Source organism: Parasphingopyxis sp. (assembly GCF_052168275.1).
Classification (GTDB): domain Bacteria; phylum Pseudomonadota; class Alphaproteobacteria; order Sphingomonadales; family Sphingomonadaceae; genus Parasphingopyxis.
In genome coordinates this window covers 1-22,467 of sequence record NZ_JBQLZM010000052.1, presented here as the reverse complement: position 1 = coordinate 22,467, position 22,467 = coordinate 1, and the positions used below count along the sequence as shown (strand labels likewise).

Annotated in this window: 21 protein-coding genes; 14 read left to right on the top strand and 7 right to left on the bottom strand. The window is 66.7% G+C overall.

Going from position 1 to position 22,467, the window contains the following annotated elements; genetic code table 11:
• The 7 genes from ACTS1X_RS04515 to ACTS1X_RS04485 all read left to right on the top strand — a co-directional run.
• Nucleotides 1–254 (top strand): fatty acid desaturase (locus ACTS1X_RS04515; RefSeq protein WP_442613188.1); only part of this gene is annotated, 254 nt, incomplete at its 5' end.
• Nucleotides 255–276: 22 nt separating this feature from the next.
• The gene (locus ACTS1X_RS04510; protein ID WP_442613187.1) at nt 277–1,149 is read left to right on the top strand and encodes a phytanoyl-CoA dioxygenase family protein; all 873 of its coding nucleotides are present in this window, start codon (nt 277–279) and stop codon (nt 1,147–1,149) included.
• A 285-nt stretch (nt 1,150–1,434) separates the two neighbouring features.
• Entirely contained in the window at nt 1,435–2,823 is a 1,389-nt protein-coding gene (locus ACTS1X_RS04505) for a TIGR03013 family XrtA/PEP-CTERM system glycosyltransferase (protein ID WP_442613186.1), read from the top strand.
• A 1-nt stretch (nt 2,824) separates the two neighbouring features.
• The gene (gene prsK, locus ACTS1X_RS04500; protein WP_442613185.1) at nt 2,825–4,912 is read left to right on the top strand and encodes an XrtA/PEP-CTERM system histidine kinase PrsK; all 2,088 of its coding nucleotides are present in this window, start codon (nt 2,825–2,827) and stop codon (nt 4,910–4,912) included.
• On the top strand, nt 4,912–6,273 hold the full coding sequence (gene prsR, locus ACTS1X_RS04495; protein WP_442613184.1) for a PEP-CTERM-box response regulator transcription factor: 1,362 nt from the start codon (nt 4,912–4,914) through the stop codon (nt 6,271–6,273). Before prsK ends, prsR begins: the two co-directional genes overlap by 1 nt.
• Entirely contained in the window at nt 6,270–8,267 is a 1,998-nt protein-coding gene (locus ACTS1X_RS04490; RefSeq protein WP_442613183.1) for a tetratricopeptide repeat protein, read from the top strand. Before prsR ends, ACTS1X_RS04490 begins: the two co-directional genes overlap by 4 nt.
• A 42-nt stretch (nt 8,268–8,309) precedes the next feature.
• Complete coding sequence (locus ACTS1X_RS04485) at nt 8,310–9,128, top strand: ATP-binding protein (protein ID WP_442613182.1); 819 nt, start codon at nt 8,310–8,312, stop codon at nt 9,126–9,128.
• Between the two features lie 6 nt (nt 9,129–9,134).
• Here ACTS1X_RS04485 and ACTS1X_RS04480 read toward each other — a convergent pair whose 3' ends face one another.
• Together ACTS1X_RS04480 and ACTS1X_RS04475 are read right to left on the bottom strand one after the other, a co-directional pair.
• Nucleotides 9,135–9,413 (bottom strand): hypothetical protein, encoded by a 279-nt coding sequence (locus ACTS1X_RS04480; RefSeq protein ID WP_442613181.1) that lies wholly within the window; start codon nt 9,411–9,413, stop codon nt 9,135–9,137.
• Between the two features lie 29 nt (nt 9,414–9,442).
• Entirely contained in the window at nt 9,443–10,204 is a 762-nt protein-coding gene (locus tag ACTS1X_RS04475; protein ID WP_442613180.1) for a hypothetical protein, read from the bottom strand.
• Nucleotides 10,205–10,388: 184 nt separating this feature from the next.
• Here ACTS1X_RS04475 and ACTS1X_RS04470 point away from each other — a divergent pair, with 184 nt between their 5' ends.
• A complete protein-coding gene (locus tag ACTS1X_RS04470) occupies nt 10,389–10,967 on the top strand; it encodes a glutathione binding-like protein (protein ID WP_442613179.1) in 579 nt (192 codons plus the stop codon).
• Here ACTS1X_RS04470 and ACTS1X_RS04465 read toward each other — a convergent pair.
• The 3 genes from ACTS1X_RS04465 to ACTS1X_RS04455 all read right to left on the bottom strand — a co-directional run bounded on the left by ACTS1X_RS04465 (nt 10,964) and on the right by ACTS1X_RS04455 (nt 14,870).
• A complete protein-coding gene (locus ACTS1X_RS04465; RefSeq protein ID WP_442613178.1) occupies nt 10,964–12,757 on the bottom strand; it encodes an ABC-F family ATP-binding cassette domain-containing protein in 1,794 nt (597 codons plus the stop codon). The genes ACTS1X_RS04470 and ACTS1X_RS04465 overlap by 4 nt on opposite strands.
• Nucleotides 12,758–12,823: 66 nt before the next feature.
• Nucleotides 12,824–13,438, bottom strand: a complete 615-nt coding sequence (locus tag ACTS1X_RS04460) for a hypothetical protein (RefSeq protein WP_442613177.1) — start codon at nt 13,436–13,438, stop codon at nt 12,824–12,826.
• A gap of 79 nt (nt 13,439–13,517) precedes the next feature.
• Nucleotides 13,518–14,870: a cytochrome P450 gene (locus ACTS1X_RS04455; protein WP_442613176.1), complete on the bottom strand. Its 1,353-nt coding sequence runs from the start codon at nt 14,868–14,870 to the stop codon at nt 13,518–13,520.
• Between the two features lie 195 nt (nt 14,871–15,065).
• Here ACTS1X_RS04455 and ACTS1X_RS04450 point away from each other — a divergent pair, with 195 nt between their 5' ends.
• From ACTS1X_RS04450 to ACTS1X_RS04435, 4 genes are all read left to right on the top strand, one after another.
• Nucleotides 15,066–17,276 carry a TonB-dependent hemoglobin/transferrin/lactoferrin family receptor gene (locus tag ACTS1X_RS04450; RefSeq protein WP_442613175.1) on the top strand — a complete coding sequence of 737 codons (2,211 nt, stop codon included), beginning with the start codon at nt 15,066–15,068 and terminating at the stop codon, nt 17,274–17,276.
• A gap of 17 nt (nt 17,277–17,293) precedes the next feature.
• Complete coding sequence (locus ACTS1X_RS04445; RefSeq protein ID WP_442613174.1) at nt 17,294–18,280, top strand: DUF6607 family protein; 987 nt, start codon at nt 17,294–17,296, stop codon at nt 18,278–18,280.
• 196 nt (nt 18,281–18,476) lie between these two features.
• Nucleotides 18,477–18,887: a response regulator transcription factor gene (locus ACTS1X_RS04440; protein ID WP_442613173.1), complete on the top strand. Its 411-nt coding sequence runs from the start codon at nt 18,477–18,479 to the stop codon at nt 18,885–18,887.
• A gap of 111 nt (nt 18,888–18,998) precedes the next feature.
• Nucleotides 18,999–19,529 carry a DUF4199 domain-containing protein gene (locus ACTS1X_RS04435; RefSeq protein WP_442613172.1) on the top strand — a complete coding sequence of 177 codons (531 nt, stop codon included), beginning with the start codon at nt 18,999–19,001 and terminating at the stop codon, nt 19,527–19,529.
• A 13-nt stretch (nt 19,530–19,542) separates the two neighbouring features.
• Here ACTS1X_RS04435 and ACTS1X_RS04430 read toward each other — a convergent pair whose 3' ends face one another.
• Nucleotides 19,543–21,147, bottom strand: coding sequence for an amidohydrolase family protein (locus ACTS1X_RS04430; protein ID WP_442613171.1), 1,605 nt, complete (start codon nt 21,145–21,147; stop codon nt 19,543–19,545).
• Between the two features lie 11 nt (nt 21,148–21,158).
• A complete protein-coding gene (locus ACTS1X_RS04425; protein ID WP_442613170.1) occupies nt 21,159–21,317 on the bottom strand; it encodes a hypothetical protein in 159 nt (52 codons plus the stop codon).
• 59 nt (nt 21,318–21,376) lie between these two features.
• Between ACTS1X_RS04425 and ACTS1X_RS04420 the strand changes: the two genes are divergently transcribed.
• Both ACTS1X_RS04420 and ACTS1X_RS04415 read left to right on the top strand, forming a co-directional pair.
• A complete protein-coding gene (locus tag ACTS1X_RS04420; RefSeq protein WP_442613169.1) occupies nt 21,377–21,643 on the top strand; it encodes a PepSY domain-containing protein in 267 nt (88 codons plus the stop codon).
• Between the two features lie 6 nt (nt 21,644–21,649).
• Nucleotides 21,650–22,327, top strand: a complete 678-nt coding sequence (locus tag ACTS1X_RS04415) for a response regulator (protein ID WP_442613168.1) — start codon at nt 21,650–21,652, stop codon at nt 22,325–22,327.
• The last annotated feature ends 140 nt before the right edge of the window (nt 22,328–22,467 follow it).

Genomic DNA, 22,467 nt, shown 5'->3' with positions numbered 1-22,467 from the left:
TGAGCCTCGAGCCGCGCGACAACACCAACACGACGCTCGCCAATCCGATCGAGCGACTGTTCGTCGCGCCCAACTTCGTCAACTATCATTGCGAACATCATCATTTCGCGGCCGTGCCGCCCTATAACCTGCCCCGGCTGCATCGCCTTCTGCGTGAGCGCGGCTATTTCGACCGGCACGATTGCCTGACGCGCGGCTATCGCAACGTCATCCGCCGCGCCGTGCGCGCCGATGCCGTACCGGCGGCTGCCTGAGATGGCGCGGGGCGACGAGGGAGTGGCCGAAGCCGATATCGCGCATTGGCTCGGCGGCCGCAGCTTCGCGGACTGCAAGGCGGAGTTCGACGAGGCCGGCTATATCATCTTCGAGGAAGTGCTCGACGCCGATGCGGTCGCCCGGCAGCGCGCGGCGTTGCAGCCTTTTCTCGACGCGGACGTCACCGGGCGCAACGATTTCGAGGGGCTCAAGTCCAACCGCATCTATGCCATGCTGGCCAAGTCGCCGGTCTTCGCCGATCTCGTCGTCCATCCGCTCGCGCTCGCCTTCGCCGAGGCGGATCTGGGGCGCAGCTGCCTGCTCTCGGCTTGCCTCGCGATCAATCTCCAGCCGGGTGAGACCGTCCAGCCCTGGCATTATGACGACAGCCATCTGCGCGTCGACCGGCCGCGCGATTCGTTCGGCGTCAGCACCTTCTGGGCGATCGATCCGATGACCGAAGACAATGGCGCGACCGAGCTGCTGCCCGGCAGCCATAGATGGCCGGAGAACAGTATCGAAGGCGCGAACACGGCTGCGGATTTCGCCAATACCGAGATCCGCGACGTGAACGACGATCCGGGCGCGCGGGACGATGCGGTCAAGGCGGTGATGCCGTCGGGATCGCTGATGGTGACGAAGGGCACGCTCTGGCATCGCGGCGGCGCGAACCGATCGGATGCGCCGCGGCTTATCGTCACGCCGCAATATTGCCCGGGCTGGGCGCGGCAGCTCGAGAATATGGCGATGACGATGACGCCCGGACAGGCGGCGACGCTGCCCGAGCGCGCGCGCGAGCTTGTCGGTTATTCGATCCATCCGCCTTTCATGGGTTATGTCGACGGCATGCACCCGGGCCGGCTATTGAAACAAGAGGATCGACCAGGAGCATAGGCATCGGAGCTCGATACGGACGCGATCGCCGATAATTCCCGGCATCCGCACGCCCGGCCGTGCTTGACGCGGAACCGGGGGCTGGAGCTGCTCTCGTCCGAGAGGAATCTGCGATTCGGCGGCGCTAGCCAATCCACTGATCCAAAACGGAAAAACTCCATTACGCTCGTGTGAAACGTCTGCGGCGCCGTAAAAAGTCCCGACAGGCCCCATTGTGTCGGATTTCTTTACGATTTGCGGCTAAGATACTCTTCACAGTAAGCAATAACGGACGTCTATTCCCGCGTGATCAGGCTGTTTAAACATTATGTGCCCAATGCGGTGCTGCTGCTGGGCATCATGGATTTTATCCTGCTGCTCGTCGCGGCGGAGCTCGGCTGGATCTACCGGCTGAGCCAGATCGGCAGCATTCCGGAGCCCGTGACGACGCGGATTCCCGAATTGCTCGCCTTTGCCGTTGCGCTGGAAATCGCGATGATCGCGGTCGGCGTATACGGGATCGAAGCGCTCAACTCGCTGCGCTTCGCGCTGGCCCGTCTGCTTGTCGCGATCTCGATCGGCATTATCTGCCTGTCGGCAATCTTCTTCCTCGTGCCCGATCTCTCGCTGTGGCGCTCCAACCTTTTTTATTCGATGATCATCTCGACGGTGCTGCTGTTCGGGATGCGGATCCTGCTCGGCAAGACGTTGGGCGGCACCGCCTTCAAGCGGCGGCTCGTCGTGCTCGGTGCCGGCAGTCGTGCCCAGCGGATCAAGGAACTCGCCAAGGACCAGGGCTCGGGGTTCGTCGTCGTCGGCTATATCGCGATGAACGACGGGCGGCAGGAAATTCCGGAAGCGATCAATCGCGATGCAATCTACAATCTCGCCGATCATGTCGTGCTGCTCAACGCATCGGAAGTCGTGCTGGCGCTCGAGGAACGGCGCAACGCGCTGCCGCTCGACGATCTCCTCCGGATCAAGACGACCGGCGTCCATGTCAACGACCTCTCGACTTTTCTCGAACGCGAAACCGGCCGCGTCGATCTGGACAGCGTCAATCCGAGCTGGCTGATCTTCTCCGACGGCTTTTCGAGCGGCCGCCGTATTTCGAGCGCGCTCAAGCGCCTGTTCGATATCGCCGCCAGCGCCGCGCTTCTCATCGTCACCGGGCCGATCATCCTGCTGACGGCGATCGCGATCAGGCTGGAAAGCCGCGGGCCGGCCTTCTTCAGGCAGAAGCGTGTCGGCCAGTACGGCCAGGAGTTCGAACTCATCAAATTGCGCTCGATGCGCGATGATGCGGAAAAGGATGGCGAAGCCGTCTGGGCGCAGAAAAACGATCCGCGGGTGACGCGGGTCGGCCGGTTCATCCGCAAGATCCGGATCGACGAACTGCCCCAGGCCTGGACCGTGCTGAAGGGCGAGATGAGCTTTGTCGGCCCGCGGCCCGAGCGCAAGCAATTCGTCGACGATCTGGCGACCAAGATGCCCTATTATGCCGAACGGCACATGGTGAAGCCGGGGATCACCGGCTGGGCGCAGGTCAACTATCCCTATGGCGCGAGCCTCGAGGATGCCCGGCACAAGCTCGAATATGATCTCTACTATGCGAAGAACTATACCCCGTTCCTCGACCTGCTGATCCTGCTCCAGACGGTGCGGGTCGTGATCTGGCCAGAAGGCGCGCGCTGACATGATCGCCCAGGCCGGTATCTGGAGCCATGCAATCACGGCCGTACTGTTCGCTGCACTCGCAGTGTGGCAATTCGCCCGCCACGAGCGCCGCGCGGCCATGGCGATCCTTGGCGTCGCGTTACTGCTGACCGCCGTCTGGGCGGCGCTCGCATCGGCCACTACGCCCGACTCGACCCTCGCCAGCCTCGGCGAAACCGCGCGTAATCTCGGCTTCCTCACCTTCATGTTCGTGCTGCTCCAGCGCGGACTCGGCGAGGACCGGCGGCCCTTTATCGGCCTTATCTATGTCGCGCTTTTCTCGGTGGCCCTGCTCCAGGCCATGATCGACATGGCGCTCGGATTGCTGACCGCCAGCGATAACCTGCGCACGCTTGCCCACGATTCCACCGTCATTCTCGATCTCTGCTTCGCGATCGGCGCGCTGCTCCTCGTTCATGCGCTCTATACGGCCGCGGCCCCGGAAACCCGCTGGGGCATCCGGCTGACGATGATCGCGATCACCGCGATGTGGGCCTATGACCTCAACCTCTACACGCTGGCCTGGTTGACCGGCCGTCCGCCCGTCGAACTGCTGGCGCTGCGCGGCGTGCTGATGATCGGGCTCGTCCCGACCTTCCTGCTCGCGATGCGTCGCAACGCCGGACTCAAGATGAAGCTCTCGCGCAAGGTGACGTTCCGCTCGCTCTCGCTGCTCGCCATCGCCGGCTATTTCCTGATGATGTTCTTTGCCAGCCAGCTGATCGACCTCGTCGCGGGGAGCAGCGCGGCGCTCGTCCAGGTCGCGTTCGTCTTCCTGCTGTCGGTCGGCGCGATCGTGCTCCTGCCCTCGAAGCGGGTGCGGGGCTGGCTCCGGGTCAAGGTCGCCAAGCATCTGTTCGAGCATCGCTACGATTACCGGGCGGAATGGATCCGTTTCAACCACACCCTCGCCCAGTCCGGCGCCGATGCCGGTCCGCTCGACGTCCGCGTGGTGCAGGCGCTTGCCGAAATCACCGAAGCGCGGGGCGGCCTGCTGCTGCTGCGGAACGGCCAGGCCGAGCTGCAGCCCGGCGCGCGCTGGAACTGGGATGCGCTGTCCGAAATCCGGAACACGGCCGATCGGACGCTCGGCGACTGGCTGGAAACGAGCGGGCATATCGTCGAACTCGATCCGTTGCGCCGTGGCGACCATGGCAATCCGTCCGAAATCGCGACGTTCGTACCGCGCTGGATGGTCGACGAGCCGGACGCCTGGGTGTTGGCGCCGCTCATCCATCGCAACCGGCTGGTTGCCGCGATCCTCCTCAAACGTCCGCGGGTCGACCGGACGCTCGATTGGGAGGATCTCGACCTGCTGCGGATCGTCGGCCGGCAGGCGGCCAGCTATCTCGCCGAAGCGCACAGCCAGGACGCGCTCGCCGAGGCGCGGCGCTTCGATGAATTCAACCGGCGGTTCGCCTTCATCCTGCACGATATCAAGAATCTGGTCAGCCAGCTCAGCCTCGTCGCGCGCAATGCCGAACGGCATGCCGACAATCCGGAATTTCGCGCCGACATGATCGCCACCCTGCAGGATTCGGTCGGCAAGATGAACGATCTGCTCGCCCGGCTCGCGCCCAAGGAGCGCAGCCGCAGCGTCGCGCCGCGCGCCGTCGGCCTCAGGAAGCTCGCCGAACAGATTGCCGCGCAAAAGGGCGGTGCCCATCCGATCCGGCTGGCGGCCGGGTCAGAATGCCGGGCTCTGGCGGACCCGTTCCGGCTCGAGACCGCGCTGACCCATCTCGTCCAGAACGCGATCGACGCCAGCGCGCCCGACGCGCCGGTCTGGCTCGCCATCGGCGACGACGGCGAGGAGGTCTGGATCGCCGTCGAGGATAGCGGGGAAGGGATGGATGCGGAGTTCGTCCGCGACAAGCTGTTCCGTCCATTCAGCTCGTCGAAGACCGGCGGGTTCGGTATCGGCGCTTTCGAGGCCCGTTCGCTCGTCGCGGAGATGAACGGGCGCGTCGACGTCGACAGCCGGCCGGGCGAAGGCACGCGCTTCACGATCACCCTGCCCGCCGCGGATATGGCGGCCGTGGCGGACCGGGACAGAGGGACCGCATAATGGCCGACAAGAAACCCGTTCTCCTGGTCGTCGAAGACGATGAAGGGCTCCAGCGCCAGCTGCGCTGGGCCTATGAAGATTATGAGGTCGTCGTGGCCGGCGACCGGGAGACCGCGATCGACATGCTGCGTCAGCATGAACCCGCCGTCGTGACGCTCGATCTCGGCCTGCCGCCCGATCCCGACGGGACGAGCGAGGGCTTTGCCACGCTCGAGCAGATCCAGGCCCTCAAGCCCGATACCAAGATCATCATCGCGTCGGGCCATGGCGCGCGCGAAAGCGCGCTCCGCGCGATATCGAGCGGCGCGTACGACTTCTACCAGAAGCCGGTCGATATCGACGATCTCGGCCTGATCGTCGCGCGCGCCTTCCAGCTCCACGCGATCGAGCGCGAGAATGAACGGCTGGCCAGCCGGATCGGCGGCGGCGACGATACCGTGCTGGGCGGCATGATCACGGCCGCGCCCGAAATGCTGAAAGTCGCGCGGACGATCGAGCGCGTCGCCTCGGCCGACGTATCGGTGATGCTGCTCGGCGCAAGCGGCACCGGCAAGGAGTTGCTCGCCCGCGGGTTGCACAACCAGAGCCCGCGCGCCGACAAGCCGTTCGTCGCGCTCAACTGTGCCGCGATTCCGGAAAACCTGCTCGAGGCCGAATTGTTCGGTTACGAGAAAGGCGCGTTCACCGGCGCCGTGAAGACCACCGAGGGAAAGATCGAACTGGCCGAGGGCGGCACGCTGTTCCTCGACGAGGTCGGCGACATCCCGCTGCCGCTCCAGGTCAAATTGCTGCGTTTCCTGCAGGAGCGCGTCGTCGAACGGATCGGCGGGCGCAAGACGATCCCGGTCGATGTCCGGATCGTCTGCGCGACGCATCAGGACCTCGACGCGATGATCGCGGCCAAGGAATTCCGGGACGATCTCTACTACCGGCTCGCCGAGATCGTCGTGACCATACCCGCGCTGGCCGAACGGCCGGGCGATGCGACTTTGCTGGCCCGGCATTTCCTGCGCAAATATGCCGGCGAGATGAACTCGCCGGTCAAGGGGTTCGCGCCCGAGGCGCTGGCTGCGATCGAGGCCTGGCAATGGCCGGGCAATGTGCGCGAACTCGAGAACCGCGTGAAGCGCGCCGCGATCATGGCCGACGGCAAGCTGGTCAGCGCGTCCGATCTCGATTTCGACGGGGACGAGGAAGACGCACCGCTCAACCTCAAGGCGGCGCGCGAGATCGCCGACCGCAAGGCCATCCGGCTTGCTCTGTCGCGCTCGGAAAACAATATCTCGCAGGCCGCCAAGCTGCTCGGGATCAGCCGCCCGACGCTCTACGACCTGCTCAAGCAATATGATCTGAGCCCGTGAGCAGGCGGCGGCGCAAACGGCCATCGCGCGCTGCCCGCAAGCCCGTCCCGATCCAGGCGATGATCGGGCTGGGCGCGGGAATCGTGCTCGCGCTCGCGGTCGGCGCGCTGCTGCTGATGCGCGGCAGCGACCCCGCGGGCGCCTATGCGCGGGCGGAGGCCTATGAAGCGGCCGGCGATCTGCGCGCGGCCCGGGTCGAGGCGATGAACGCGGTCGATCATGCAGCGGACAACGAGGCGGCCTGGCGGCTGCTCGCGCGTACCCAGCTTGCGCTTGGCGATGGCGGCGCGGCGCGCACGACGATCGAGCGCGCGCGCAATGCGGGCGTGCCGCCCGAACGGACGCGTCACCTGATGGCCGAGGCGGTGCTGCTGGCCGGCGATGGCGAAGGCGCGCTCGCCGAAACCGAGAATGTCGTGATCGCTCCCGAATTTTTCGCCGCCGCCCTGCGGGTGCGCGGCCGGGCTTTTCAGGCGCTGGGCCGTACGGCCGAAGCAGCGGAAGCCTTCACCATGGCGATCGAGGACGATCCCGAGAGCGCCGGCTTGTGGGTGGATATCGCCCGGTTCCGCCTGGCGACCGGCGAGCAGGCGGGCGCGATCGACGCGGTGAACGAGGCGCTCGCCATCGATTCCGCCGATATCGAGGCGCTGATCCTCAAGGGCCGGATGGTCCGCGATCAATACGGTCTGGTCACGAGCCTCGCCTGGTTCGACCGGGCGCTCGCGGTCGACGACCGCAATATCGAAGCGCTGCTCGAACGGGCCGCGACGCTCGGCGAGGTCGGCCGGATGACGGAGATGCTGGACACCACCCGCCGGGTGCTGGCGCTCGAGCCCGGCAATGCGCAGGCGCTCTATCTGCAGGCGGTTCTCGCGGCCCGCGCCCGCAACTATCCGCTGGCGCGGCGGCTGATCACGTTGACCGGCGGTGCGCTGGAAGGAGCCCCGGCGATGCTGCTCCTGCAGGCCGGTCTCGATTATCGGGCGCAGAATTACGAGGCGGCGATCCGGCGGCTCGACCGGCTGCTCGAGATCCAGCCGGCGAACCATGCCGCGGCCCGCCTGCTCGGCGCGGCCAAATTCCATGCGGGCGACATGCCCGCGGCGATTGCCGTGCTGGCGCCGCTGGCGAACCGGCCCGATGCGGACAGCTATGTCCTGACCCTGGCCGGCCGGGCCTGGGAAAGGGAGGGCGCTTTCGAACGCGCGGCGCCCTATCTGGCGCGGGCCGCGCGCCCGGCGCGCACGGGGCTCACGCCGCTCGGCGCGCCGCCGGAGGACGCCGCGGCGCTCGCGCTGATCGAACGCGACGCACGCCAGGAGGGCGGGGCCCGGGCCGAGGTCGAGCTGATCCGCGCCTATCTTGCGCTCGGCCGGACGGGCGACGCGCTCGCCCGCGCCGAGCGGCTGCGCGCCTCCAATCTCGGCGCGCCCGACGCGCATCTGATCTATGGCGACGCGCTGGGCGCGGTCGGCCGTTACGGCGACGCCGCTGCGGCCTATGCGACCGCCGCCAATATCCGCTTTTCCGAACGCGCCGCGCTCGGCATGTTCGAGGCGCTGCAGCGCGTCGGCCAGCCCGAAGAGGCGCTGCGCGTGCTGACCCTGTTCCGCCAGCAGAATCCGCGCAACATCGCGACCGGTCTCGTTTCCGCGCAGCTCAACCTGCAGGCCGGACGCTGGCCGCAGGCCGCCGCGATCCTCGAGCAGCTCCGGCGGCGGATCGGTGACCGCGATGCCGCGATCCTCGCCAACCTCGCCTGGGCGCGGTACGAGATGGGGGAAACCGAACCCGCGACGGCGCTCGCCCGCCGCGCCTATCTGCTCCTGCCGATGAACGCGTCGACGAGCGAGATTTACGGCTGGATTCTCGCAGACAGCGGCGCGGACCGGAGGCTCGGTCTCGAATTGCTGGAAAAGGCGCGGGCGCTCGCGCCGGACGATCCGCAGATCGCCGAACGGCTGGCCGCGGCACGGGCCCGGACCGGATAGGCGGCTGGTATCGCGGCACGGTTAGCGGCTAAGACCCGTCGCATGACAGACGACGCCCTCTCCCGCATCGCCGACGCGCTGGACCGGATCGCGCCGCCGCCCGGATCGCCGGCTGACCCGCTGGCGGCGCCCGCCTATGTCTGGCGCGGCGACCGGCTGCATGCTGCGCAGCATTTCGCGCCGTTGCCGCTGGGGCTCCTGACCGGGATCGACGCGCAGAAAGCGGCGGTGGTCGAGAACAGCCGCCGTCTCTCGCGCGGCGCGGCGGCGCACGACATATTGCTCTGGGGATCGCGCGGCTCGGGCAAGTCGATGCTCGCCAAGAGCGCGGTGGCGGCCTTGCAGGCGGACGGCGACACTCTCGCCCTGGTCGAGGTCGCGCCCGAGCGGCTCGACAGCCTGCCCGCGCTGTTCGCGCTGCTCGCGCCGGTCGATCGTGCGTTCGTCCTGTTCATCGACGATATCGGGTTCGACGGGGACGCCGCCGCGGCCCGGGCGCTGCGTTCGCTGCTCGAGGGCGGGGCCGAGGCGCGGCCCGATAACGTGCGGCTCTACGTCACCTCGAACCGCCGCCATATCGTGCCGCGCTCGATGGCCGAGCAGGACGATCCGGTGAACCCGCGCGATGCGCGCGACGACAGCCTCGCGCTTTCCGACCGGTTCGGGCTGAGCCTCGGTTTCCACGCCGCGAGCCAGGCCGACTATCTGGCGATGGTCGAGGCCTATGCCGCGCATTTCGATCTCGCCTTCGACGAGGCCGACGCGGTCGGCTGGGCCACGCGCCGCGGCGGCCGCTCGGGCCGGGTGGCCTGGCAATATGCGGTGGAACTGGCGGGCCGGGCTGGGCGTTCTCTGGATTAGGCGCGCCTAGAAGGGCGTGTCGTCGTCGTCCGGCGGATCGTCGCCCCCGGTCGCCGTTTCGCTGTCCATCGCATCCTCTGCCATCTCATCCATTTCGGCCATCGCATCATCCGCCGCTGTCCCGACGTCGGCCGCTGCCTCGTCTGCCGCCGCTTCGATATCAGCCGCGGCCTCGTCCGCCATCGCTTCGGCACCCTCATCTGCCGGTTCGGTCGCTGTTTCTCCACACGAGGTCAGCCAGAGCGGCGCCGTCGCGATGATGGCCAGATGCATTTTCTTTGACATGTCTTTCTCCTCAATCCACGCCGAATCCGTCAGCCGCCGCCGCCATACAGCACGGCCAGTGTCCCGGGCTCGCCCGCGCAAATCGTCTCGAGGCTCACGAGCGCCCGGTTCTTCCACCACCATTCCCGGTCGTCACGCCTGATCCAGCGCAGCCAGCGGGATCGGGTTTTCTCGACTGTGGCCGATATCCGCGCGACCTCGAGACCGCAGGGGACGACGAAATCGAAGATTCGCATATCCTGTTCACCGGGCTCGATTTCATGCGCCGCCTGTCCTTCGAACCGGCGCAGCGTCGCGAAGCGCAGTTCGTTGTGCGAGGTGAAGCCGCGCGTTCCCCGATACAGGCCCGGGGTCTCCGACCACGCCCGCGGCATCGGCGCGCTGCGTCGGCAGTCTTCACCCGGCTCGTCGGTGACAAGCAGCTCCGGCGGCATCGCGATCCAGGGAATCCAGATCGTGCGCGGCCAGTCGTCGCGCGGCAACGTCGCGATATCGGCAAGGCAAAGCGAATTGGGAATGACACCCAGCAGGCGGACGTCCCAGCGCTCGAGTTCGAGAAGCGTATGACCCGCATTTTCGACGATTATCTTGGCCTCTATCAGCGCATGGTTGTCGTCGAGCCGGACGCCGGTGACTTCCAGGTCGAGGATTGCGTGTGGCTCGGTCCGCCGGTCGAAGAAATACCAGGAGCCCGCTGCAATCAACGCGATCACGGTGATCGCCGCTTGCAGGGTCTGGGCGATATATTTTGGACGGTCATCTTCAGGGTAGGTGCGCGCTAGCCACCCCATGGAGAGATAGAGGAGCAGGAACGCGATTATGCAGATCAGAAATACGATATCGCCCTCCTGTTGCGTCGGGCGACTCTTAACGCGGATTTGACAGCGGCGAGCGGGAGATAGAACCGGGATGGATCGAATAGGGCGGCTCGCGCTTTGATCCTTTTGACACCCGTTTCAAATGGAAAGGAACAGGATGAAACTCTACTACAGCCCCGGTGCCTGCAGCCTGGCGAGCCATATCGCGCTCGTCGAAAGCGGGCAGGATTTCGACGCGGTGAAAGTCGACCTGTCGAGGCATGAGACCGAGACCGGCGAAGATTTTTACGGCATTTCGAAGCGGGGCTATGTTCCGGTCATCGAGACCGCCGAAGGCGTTCTCACCGAAAATCCCGCCGTGCTCGCCTATCTCGCGCGGCATACGGACGCCGCGCCCGAGGGCCGGGCCTGGTACAAGATGCTCGAATGGATCGGCTTTGTGGGATCGGAGATCCATGGCGCCTACGGCCCGCTGTTCGGCGGCGGCAGTGAGGCGGAACAGGCGGCGGCGAAGGACAAGCTCGCCGGGAAGTACCGACTCGCGGTCGATATTCTCGACCGGGATGACTGGCTCGTCGCCGACCGGCCGACCGTGGCCGACAACTATCTGTTCGTGACGACGCTCTGGGCGCGCAAGATGGGGATCGATACGCCCGACTGGATTGCCGATTTCCGGGATCGCAACTTCACGCGCGACAGCGTGAAGCGGGCGATGGCGGCCGAAGGGCTCGGCTAGCCCGCTTTCAGCGCCTCGGCCATTTCGGCGACTTCCAGCCAGCGCTCCTCATGCGCGGCGCGGGTCGCGCGGGCCTGCTCGATCTCGTCGGTCAGCGCATGGAAGCGGCCGGGGTTGCGGCGGTAGAGATCGGGATCGGCGAGTTCGGCCTCGGCCTTGGCGATCGCCGCGTCGATCTTGTCGATCTCGCCGGGCAGCCGGTCGAGATCGCGCTGGTCCTTGTAGCTGAGCTTGGTCGGTCTGGAGGGCGGGGCCGGCGCGGGTTGTGCGGCTTTCGGCTTGGCGGCGGGCTTGCGCGTTTGCGCGCGCGGTTTGCGTTTGCGCTCCCAATCCTCATACCCGCCGGCGACGATATCGACCGTGCCCGAGCCGTCGAGGCCAAGCGTCACCGTGACCGTGCGGTCGAGAAAATCGCGGTCATGACTGACGATCAGCACCGTCCCCTCATAATCGGCGATCACCTCCTGCAGGAGGTCGAGCGTTTCCATGTCGAGATCGTTGGTCGGCTCGTCGAGCACCAGCAGGTTGGAGGTTTTCGCGAATTCACGCGCGAGCAGTAGCCGCGAGCGCTCGCCGCCCGAAAAGGTGCCGATCCGGGCGTCGGCGAGCTTCGGATCGAACAGGAAATCCTTGAGATAGGCCTCGATCCGCTTGGGCGTGCCGTTGACGTCGATCCAGTCGCTGCCTTCGGTCAGCACGTCGCGGACGCGCTTGTCGGGCTCCATCAGCGCGCGCTGCTGGTCGATGATCACGGCGTCGAGCGTCTTGGCGCGCTTGATCCGTCCCGCATCGGGTTCGATCTCGCCGGTGAGCAGCTTGAGCAGCGTCGTCTTGCCCGCGCCGTTCGCGCCGACGATGCCGATCCGGTCGCCGCGCTGAATCCTGAGCGTGAAATCCTCGATGATCGTGCGGTCGCCGTAGCTTTTCGAGACCTTGCGCGCGTCGATCACGCTCTTGGTCTTCACCTCGTCGCTCTCGACCGCAAGTTTGGCGACGCCCACCGGCCCGAGCATCTTCTCCCGCTGCGCGCGCAACTCGTAGAGCTTGGTCAGCCGCCCCTGGTTGCGCTTGCGCCGCGCGGTGACGCCGCGATGCAGCCAGTGCGTCTCGATCTTGAGCCTGGCGTCCATCCGCTCGGCGGCCTTGGCCTCCTCGGCATAGATTTTCTCGACCCAGGCGTCGTACCCGCCGAAGCCGATCTCGGCGCGTCGCAGATTGCCCCGGTCGAGCCACAGGGTCGCGCGGGTCAGGCGTCTCAGAAAGGTCCGGTCGTGGCTGATCGCGATGAACGCGCCCGTGAACCGGCCGAGCCAGTCCTCGAGCCAGTCGATCGCGGTCAGGTCGAGATGGTTGGTCGGCTCGTCGAGCAGCAGCACGTCAGGATTTTGCGCGAGCGCGCGGGAGATCGCCGCGCGCCGCCGCTCTCCGCCCGAAGCGGTATCGGCGGGTGTGTCGAGATCGATGCCGAGCTGCCCGGCGATCGCCTCGATCTCGTGCGGCGCCGGGGCGTCTTCGCGGTCGAGCGCCCAGTCGCGCAGCGTGGCGTGCCCGGCCATGTCGGGATCCTGTTCGAGCAGCACGACCCGCGTCCCGGGCTGGATCGTCCGGCGGCCCTCGTCGGCCTCGATCTGGTCTGCGAGCAGGCGGAACAGGGTGGTCTTGCCCGTGCCGTTGCGTCCGATCAGCGCCAGCCGGTCGCGCGCGCCGATATGGAGGTCGAGCCCGCGGAACAGCCAGCCCGTGCCCTGGTTGAGGCCGAGATTTTCGAAAGAGAGGATAGGCGCTGCCATGGCGGCCATGTAGGCCGCGTGGCGCGCGACCGCCAGACCCGGTTGCCAAAGCGCCCGCGCCGGGAATCACCGTGTCAGGTCGCCATATTCGAAACCATGGGTCGGGATCGCGATCAGCGGGGGAAGCTGGAAATGGTCCGCGACGCTGCGCGCACCGAGATTGCAGAATTCTTCGACCTCGGCAAATTGCGGATAGGCATGATATTCGCTCGCCCACGCCGCCTCGCGCTTTGCCGTGGCGCGTCGGGCGCGGCCAAGCATGGCCTTGCGGTGTGTGCGATACGCGTCCCATTGGGCGCGGCGGACCGCATCGCCGGCCTCGCAACCATGGATAACCTCGTGCAGCGCGATGAATTCCAGCCCGCCCGGATGCGCGCCCCAGCCAAGCACCGTGGAATAGCGGATGGTCGAGAGCTTACTCGCATAATCGAACACGCCGCCATAGCCGGGACCGAACGCGTCGCCGACGACCAGAAAGTGAAGCCGATTCCAGACATGTTCGAATTCGTCCGATGTCAGGACGCTGCCGTCAGGGAACGGCACGGTCCAGGGCCGGGCGATCCCGCCGACTTGTGCGCCGAACCGGTCGACAAAGGCTGCGAGGCTGGCGCGCGCCTTACCGATCGCCGCGATGATGTCCGGGCTGAGTCCGTCGGATATCTTGCTCGACACGCTTGCCATGGCGGCCCGATGATGCGGCATCGGGCGGTGCATGGCGATGCGAGACCGATCCGATCCGGAGCGAACACGGTCCGGTCGGTCAGTCCCGGCGCGCCCGCACCAGCGGCAGCCCGCCTTCCGGTTTGAGCGTCACCGTGCCGACCGGGCGGACGGCATGGCCCGGTGGGAGTTCGAAGCGCCACGCGGCGAGCCAGTGCGCGAGGATGACCAGCGCCTCGACGATCGAGAAGCGCATGCCGACGCAGACGCGCGGGCCGCCGCCGAACGGGATATATTGGAAGCGATGCTGCGCCGCCCTGGCGTCCGGCAGGAAGCGGTCGGCGTCGAAGGCGTCGGGATCGTCCCAGAGCGTTTTGTGGCGGTGCAGGACCCAGGGCCAGATCGAGACGATATCGCCGGGCTCGACCGCCGTGCCGCCGAGTTCGTCCGGCCCGATCGCCTGGCGGTCGAAACGCGGGACGGGCGGATAGAGGCGCAAGGTCTCGTCGAGCGCGCGGCGGAGCAGGGGCAGGCGGTCGGCCAGGGTCGCGGTATTGCCTTCGGCGAGTGCGGCCCGGGCCTCGGCGGCCGCCTCTTCCTGCAGATCCGGCTGGGCGGCGAGCGTGTAGAGCGTCCAGGTCACGGCATTGGCCGTCGTCTCGTGCCCGGCCAGATAGAAGGTCGCGGCATTGTCGACGGCGAGCTGCAGCGCTTCGGCCGGGCTGAAGCGCTCGCGCAGGGCGCGAATCAACTGGCCCAGAAAACCCTCGCCGCCATCGGGCAGCCGGTCCCGCACGACATCGGCGAGCGTCCGGCGGAGTTCCTTCTGCGCCCGCTGCCCCGCGCGCATCGTGCGGTTCCACGGCACGGGCGGCAGGCCGAGGATCGCCGACAGCCGCACCTCGCCCCCGGCCTTCAGCGAGGCGGCGATATTGTGCATCGCTGCGGGCGTCTTCAGCCGGGGATCGCCGCCGAACAGCGTGTCGGCGATGATCGTCATCGTCGTCGCCGTCGCTTCGGCCGCCATGTCGCCGGTCGCGCCGTCGGCCCAGTCGGCCATCCGCGTCTCGGCGGCCGACGCGAAGACGGGCGCGACGCTCTCGACCGCGCCCGGGGTGAAGCTGGCCGCGACGATCCGCCGCTGCGCGCGCCACAGATCGCCGTCGGCGCTGAGCAATCCCTTGCCGATCATCGGTGCGATCAGCTTCTTGACGATATCGGGCTTCGCATAGTTCGCGGCATTGGCCTGAAGCACGCGCTGCACCGCATCGGGGTCGAGCGGGATATGGACGGTGAAACGCAGCACCTGGCGCCGGATATGCCGGATCTCGAACGCCTTTTGCGACCAGCCATAGACCGAATTGCGCGCCCGTTCGCCGAACAGGCCCCGCCAGACCGGCGCGGCGACGGCCTCGCGCGGCGGGTGGGGCGGAACGAAGCGCGGCCGGCTCATCGCTGTCTCGTTATGGGCGTTTGCATAGCCATGATAAGGGTTTAGGCGGCGCGCCCATGCGCCTCAAGGCCTGTTCGCATGGAGGGTCCGGCAATCTTCCGGGCCCGGCGTTTATCTGTTGACCCTCCGAAACCCCGCTCTTATTAATATTGCGAATCACTCGCATTAGCAGGTGATGGTCCGAGGGGAATTCGAGTGAGCCGTATTGCGTTACTGTCGTCCGCCGCCCTGGCCGTGATCGCCGTCGGTCTTTCTCCCGCGCGCGCCGCGGATGCGGCGACGAACGCCGTCGACGCCCGGCCGGTGATCACCGTGACCGCAACCCGCCTGCCGCAGCTGACCAGCGAGGTGCCGGTGACAGTGACGGTGATCGACGAGGAAAGGATCGCCGATCTGCTGGCCACCGACATCCGCGACATTCTGCGCTTCGAACCCGGCGTGACGGTCCGCCGCGCGCCCGCGCGGTTCGGCGGCGTGCTGGGATCTACGGGGCGCGACGGAAATGCCGATATCAATATCCGCGGCATCGGCGGCAATCGGGTGCTGATCCAGGTCGACGGCATCCGGGCGCCCAACGGCTTCACCTTCGGCGCGCAGGCGGCGGGGCGGGGGGACTATGTCGATATCGGGCTCGTCAAATCGCTCGAGGTGCTGCGCGGTCCCGGTTCCGCGCTCTACGGATCGGACGGGCTGGCCGGGGTCGTCAGCTTCCAGACGTCGGACCCCGAGGACCTGCTCGGCGAGGGGCGGTCCGTCACCGGCTCGCTGCGCGCCACCTATGATTCGGCGAGCGAGGAATTTTCCGAGACCGCGAGCCTCGCCGGGCGTGCCGGCGGCTGGTCGGCGATGATCGCCTATAGCCGGCGCGACGGCGAGGAACTCGACAATGCGGGCGATGTCGGCGGTACCGGCGAGACGCGCACCCTGCCGAATCCGCAGGATACCCGCTCCGACGCCCTGCTCGGCAAGATCGTCTTCGCGCCGCATCCCGATCATCGGATCCGGCTGACCGGCGAATGGCTCGACAGCCGTGTGTCCGGCGACATTCTGAGCGCGCGCGTCACCTCGCCCTTCACCGGAGCGACGACCGACCGGCTGCTCTCGCGCGACACGATCGAGCGGATGCGGGTCAGCCTCGACTGGCGCTATGAGGGCGAGGGGGCGATCGATGCCGCTTCGGTGGCGCTCTACTGGCAGGATGCCGACAACCGGCAATTCGCCGACGAGGATCGCAGCGGCCCGACCAACCCGCCCGACCGCTTCCGCCGCAACAGTTTCGACAACCGCGTCTACGGCGCCCATGCCGAGGCGCGCGCAGGTTTCGCGACGGGCGGCATCGAACATGACATCGTGTTCGGCGGCGACATCTCCTTCACCAACCAGACCGGCCTGCGCGACGGCGACGTGCCGCCGATCGGCGAGACCTTTCCGAGCGCGGCCTTTCCCGAGACCGATTTCATGCTCGGCGGCCTGTTCATCGGGAACCGGATGACGATCGGCCCGGTCTCGCTCTTCCCGGCGGTGCGTTTCGATTTCTACGATCTCGATCCCGAGGACGATCCGCTGCTGCCGACTTTCGATTCGGCCGGGCAGAACGGTTCGCGCGTGACGCCGCGGATCGGCGCGGTCGTGGACATGGGATCGGGCGTCAGCCTCTACGCCAATTACGCGCAGGGTTTCCGCGCGCCCGAGCCGAGCCAGGTCAACCAGTTCTTCGAGAATTTCATCTTCGGATACACCTCGCTGCCCAATCCCGATCTCGAGCCCGAGACCAGCGAGACCTGGGAAGGCGGCGTCCGCTATGTCGGCGATATCCTTTCCGCCTCGCTGACCGGCTTCATCGGCCGCTATGACGATTTCATCAGCCAGGAAGTCGTCTCGGGGAGCTTCCGACCCGGCGATCCCGGCGTCTTCCAGTTCGTCAATCTCGAAAGCGTCGAGATCGAGGGGCTCGAAGGCCGCGCCTCGTTCGATTTTCCGGGCGGGTTCGACGTCGATGCGAGCTTCGCCTGGGCGACCGGCGATGTGGTCCGGCCGGACGGCTCGGAGAGCCCGCTGTCGACGATCAACCCGCTCGAAATCGTGCTCGGCGCCGGCTGGCGCGATCCCGAGGGCCGGTTCGGCGGCCAGGCGATCATGACCTTCGCCGCGCGCAAGGACGTCGAGGACGCACTGGGCGTCTGCACCGCGGAGTGCTTCCGGCCCCGCAGCTTCACCGTGTTCGACGTCACGGCCTTCTGGCGGATTACCGATAATTTCACGCTGCGCGCCGGCCTCTTCAACATGTTCGACGCCAAATATGCCTGGTGGTCCGATGTGCGCGGACTGAACGCCGACGCTCCCGCGCTCGACGCCTATACCCAGCCGGGGCGCAACGTCCGCGTCTCGCTGACCGCCCGTTTTTGACCATGAGGGGAATGACCATGACCAGACCACACATCCTTCGCGCCATGCTCGGCGCCGCGCTCTTCACGGCGCTGCCGCTGGCGCCCGTCAGCGCCACCGATCCGCTGCCCGAGCGGAGCGCCGCGGACGAAGAGGCCAGCTTCCGGGCCGATCGCGAAGCCATTCTCGCGATGGCCGGCGATTACCGCGTGCGCTTCGACATGCGCGAAACGACAAGCTGGCGGGCAGATTACACCCCGCTCGAGCCCTCAATGTCGGGCGGCTTCGAAAGCGTCCGCGTGATCGAGGATACGGGCCGCTTCATCAGCCTCCAGCATTTGCTGGTGGTCGGCGACGCCGACAATCCGATGGTCGTCAAGCATTGGCGGCAGGACTGGACCTACGAACCCGAAACCTATCTCGCCTATGCCGGCGAAGGGCGCTGGAATCTCGAGCCCGTTCCCGAGGATCGCCGCCGCGGCGGCTGGTCGCAGACCGTGTGGCAGGTCGACGATTCTCCCCGCTACGGCGCCCATGGCCGCTGGACCGAGGAGGGCGGCGTTCGCCGCTGGCGCTCGAGCTGGACCTGGCGTCCGCTGGCCCGGCGGGACGCGGTGCGCGCGCCGCGCTACGACCGCTATCTCGCGATCAACCGTCATTCGCCGTCGCCCGGCGGCTGGATCCACTGGCAGGACAATATCAAGATGGGTCCCGTCGATGGCGCAGTCGAACCCTTCGTCCAGGAATCGGTGCTCAACACCTATGCGGCTACCGGCGATTATGATCCGGCGCCGGCGGACGCTTATTGGGAGCGTACCCGGGGCTATTGGGCGGCCGTGCGTCAGGCCTGGGACGAGGCGATCCGGGCGGACGACGGCATCACGCTGACCGAGGAACCGAATATGGGCAACACGATCGCGGCGACGCTTTACGGCCTCGGCGAGGCGATCGCCGCCGGCGAGCGCGACGAAAGCGCGGCCATCGCCGAAGCGCGCGCGGCGATCCGCGAGGGCAGCGGCGGCTAGGACGCGATCGAAAATTGCGCCGCTTCCTTGCAACGGGCGGCGCGAGGCCGGCTCCCCCCTTCCCAGCTCTCCCAAGGAGCGTGCCCGGGAAAGGCCGGCCAACTGGGCGCTCCGCGGATCGTGGTCCCGCGGAGCGCCCTTTTCCGCCGGGCGCCCGATCTGGCCAAATCGCCCGAACTCTGTAAGCTTTTCGCCCATGTGGAAAACGATCCTGCTCTATGCCCTGGCGCTTGCCGCTGCGGCCGCCGCGCTCCAATGGATCGAATATCAGTATCTGGTGCGCAGCATCTCGACCGAATTCTATATCGTCCTGATCGCGGTCGGTTTTGCCGGGCTCGGTCTCTGGGTCGGCCGGCGGTTGACGACCCGGCCGCGCAGCGAATTCGAAACCAACCAGGCCGCGATCGCGGCGCTCGGGCTCACCGCGCGCGAGTGCGAGGTGCTGGAGCAGCTGGCCGCCGGCGCATCGAACAAGGAGATCGCCCGCAGCCTCGGTATCTCGCCCAATACGGTCAAGACCCATGTCGCGCGGCTCTATGACAAGCTCGACGTGCAGCGACGGACCCAGGCGATCGACAAGGCGCGGCGCCTCGCGCTGATCCGCTGACAAACGCGTCGTGCAGACGGGCGATTTCGCGAATATCACCCTTTCGGGCGATAGGATCCGGGCTGGCCGGGCCCTAGCGTTGTCGGGTTAAGAACGAGGGAAGGGGATATCATGACCAAATATGCGTTTCTGTACGGCGCGCTGGCCGGGTTTATCGTCTGCGGCGTGATTACGATCGGACTCACGATGGGCGATCGGGACGGGGCCACGGGCTCGGTCTGGTTCGGCTATCTGATCATGCTGATCGGCCTGTCGCTGATCTTCATGGGCGTCAAACGCTATCGCGATGTCGAGCAGGGCGGCGTGATCGGCTTCGGCCGAGCCTTTCTGCTCGGCCTCGCGATAGCGGTCGTCGCCGGGATCGCCTATGTCATCACCTGGGAGATCTATCTGGCGCTGACCGGCGGCGATTTCATCGACGGCTATATCGCCGGGCTGATCGAGGCCGAGCGCGCAGCCGGGGTGACGGGGGCGGCGCTCGAAGCCAGGATCGCCGAATTCGAGGCCATGCGCGAAAGTTACGCAAACCCGGTTTTCCGGCTGCCGATAACCTTTCTCGAGATTTTCCCGGTCGGCCTGGTCGTATCGCTGGTGTCGGCGGCGATCCTGCGCAAGCCCGAAGCGCTGCCGGCGCGGGACTGACCGGCGTCCGGCCTCAGGGCGCGGCGGGCGCTTCCGCCCGCTGCGCCGCCACCATCGCCGCGACGCTTTCGAGCAGCGCGGGCGCGTCGTAGACGATCCCGTCCTTGATCGTCCAGCGCACCCCGCCGACCCGTTCGAGCCGGTTGGTCTCGCGATTCAGGCGCAGATGCCCGGTGCCATACAGCACTTTCAGATTCTCCAGCGGGTTTTCGGGCACGATGACGAGATCGGCGAGCATGCCGGGGCGGACGATGCCGAACGGCGGCTCTTGCCCAAGCGGCGCGTAGATTTCGCGCGCGCCGTTGATCGTCGCGGCCCGGATCACCTCGAGCGGCGCGAAGCCCGCTTCCTGCAGCATCTCGAGCTCGCCGACATAGGCGAAGCCCCAGGTCTGGTAGATATAGCCGGGATCCGATCCGACGCTGACCCGGCCGCCGCGATTCTTGTATTCGTTGGTGAGCCGCATCCAGGGCCGATAGAAATTGCGCCAGGCAACCTCATCCGCCGTCGACCAGTCATGATAATAGGAGCCGTGATTGGTCAGGCTCGGCTGGTAGAAATCCCAGAGCGAGGGCAGCGTGTAGCGCTCATGCCATTCCAGGGTACGCGCCCGCATCACGTCGCGCGACGCGACATAGATGTTGAAGGTCGGGCTGAGCGTTACCTCATTCTCGAGCAGCAGGTCGATATATTCATCCCATGCCTCGCTGCCCGGCGCGACGATCTGCTCGGCGAGCCGCGCGACTTCGGAAAAGCGGGATTGCTCGTCGAGATAGTTATAGTCGTTGGGGTAGCGGACCACCGCGCCGTTCGCGAGCAGCGACTCGAAATGGCCGTAGAAATGCGTGATCCCGGCAAGGCCGAGTTCGACCGCGCGCGCGGCCGTCACTTCGGCGACGCCGCGTTGCCCGAGATGGGCGACCGTTCCCAGATCGTGCGCGTCGGCCTCGTCGAGCGCGGCTTCGAGCACGGCAGGCGGCACCTGGTTGAAGAATTTCACGCCGTCATAGCCGCGGCCCGCGGCCCAGCGGACCCAGGCGCGCGCCTGGGCCGGGCTGTCGACCGCGCCGCCCGACCATTCGTCGCCGAACACCGCATAGGCGTAGATGCGCGGCGCGACGATGCTGTTCGCGCGGCTGCGTGCCCGGTCGCTGATCGCCATATTGTCGGGACCGGAATAGATCGGCACGCCGCGCACCGTGGTCACGCCGTGGGCGAGCCAGAGCCGGTAGCCATAGGACGCATTCGGCGCTTTCGACGGATCGCCGTTATGGCCGTGCACGTCGACGAAACCGGGCATCACATACATGCCCTCGGCCGCGATCACATGGTCGACCGATTGCGGAGAACGGGCGCGCGCATCGCCGCGATAGATGGCCTCGATCCGGTTGCCCGCGACGAGGATATCGACCGGGCCTTCGGGCGGCGCGCCGCTGCCGTCGATCAGGGTGGCGCCGCGGATCAGCATCCGGCCGAAGGGGCCGACGCCCTCGCCTGCGGTGCGGTCGGGCACGCGTTCCATGCGCGGCGTGTCCTGCGCCTGGCCGCCGGCGGGCATCGCCATCGCCCCGAGCGCGAGCGCCGCGATACCGCACAATGATGTGATCAGCCTTTTCATGATGCGCCCCTTCAAATCGTTCCGAATGCCTTAACCCGAGCCAGCGCCTCTTTCAAAGGCGCGTTTTCCGGCGCCGGTGCGGCCTTGCCCCGCGCCTGCGGCATAGTTGCAACAGTTCTTCCTGAACAGGTGCCGTCATCGATATTCACCAGTTGTTCAAAGCCCTGCATCTATGCAAGCCAGCATGTCGATGGGTACCCGTCTTGCTTTCGCGCTCGGAGTCGCGGCGATGATCGCCGCGCCCGCGCCGTCGCTCGCACAGCAGCGGAGCGAGCAGGACATGGTCTTTCAGAACCGCCAGGAAGGCCGCGCCATGCCGTTGCGCATGATCGAGCGGCGCGTCGTCACGCAGATGCGCGGCTATGACTATCTGGGCAACCCTATTTATTTTGAGCGCAGTAACACCTATCGCATGACGTTCATGCGGGACGGCCAGGTCATTCGCGTCGAAGTGGATGCCGGGTCGGGCCGGATACGGAACCGAAGCGACAGGTAAAACCCTATGCGTGTACTCATTGTCGAAGACGAACCGACGCTCGGGCGGCAGCTTCGCGCGACGCTTGAGGGCGCCGGCTATGCCGTCGATCTCGCCACCGACGGCGAGGACGGGCATTTTCTCGGAACGACCGAAAGCTACGACGTGATCGTGCTCGATCTCGGCCTGCCCGAGATCGACGGCCTCACGGTTCTGGACCGCTGGCGCAAGGAGGGGATTGCCATTCCCGTGCTCGTGCTGACCGCGCGCGACAGCTGGTCGGACAAGGTGGCCGGGCTCGATGCGGGCGCCGACGATTATCTCGCGAAACCGTTCCAGACCGAGGAGCTGATCGCGCGTCTGAGGGCGCTGATCCGCCGCGCGAGCGGCAACGCGTCGAGCGAACTCGTCGCCGGCGACGTCCGTCTCGACACCCGGTCGGGCAAGGTCACGCTCGACGGCGAGCCGGTGAAGCTCACGGCGCAGGAGTATAAGCTGCTCTCCTACCTCATGCATCACAAGGGCAAGGTCGTGAGCCGGACCGAGCTGATCGAACATATCTACGACCAGGATTTCGACCGGGATTCGAACACCATCGAAGTGTTCGTGACGCGCATCCGCAAGAAGCTCGGCGCCGAGGTCATCACGACGATCCGCGGCCTGGGGTACAGCCTCGAGGATCCGAGCGAGCGGCGGACGGAATAGTTTGTCAGAATTTCCCTAGCGGGAAATCGCCGCACCAGCCCGCACCCCCTCCCGATCTCCCAACAGGGTACTGTCGAGTGGGAGGTCGGGAGGGGGTGCGGGCTGGTGCGGCGATTTCCCGCTAGGGAAATTCTGACAAA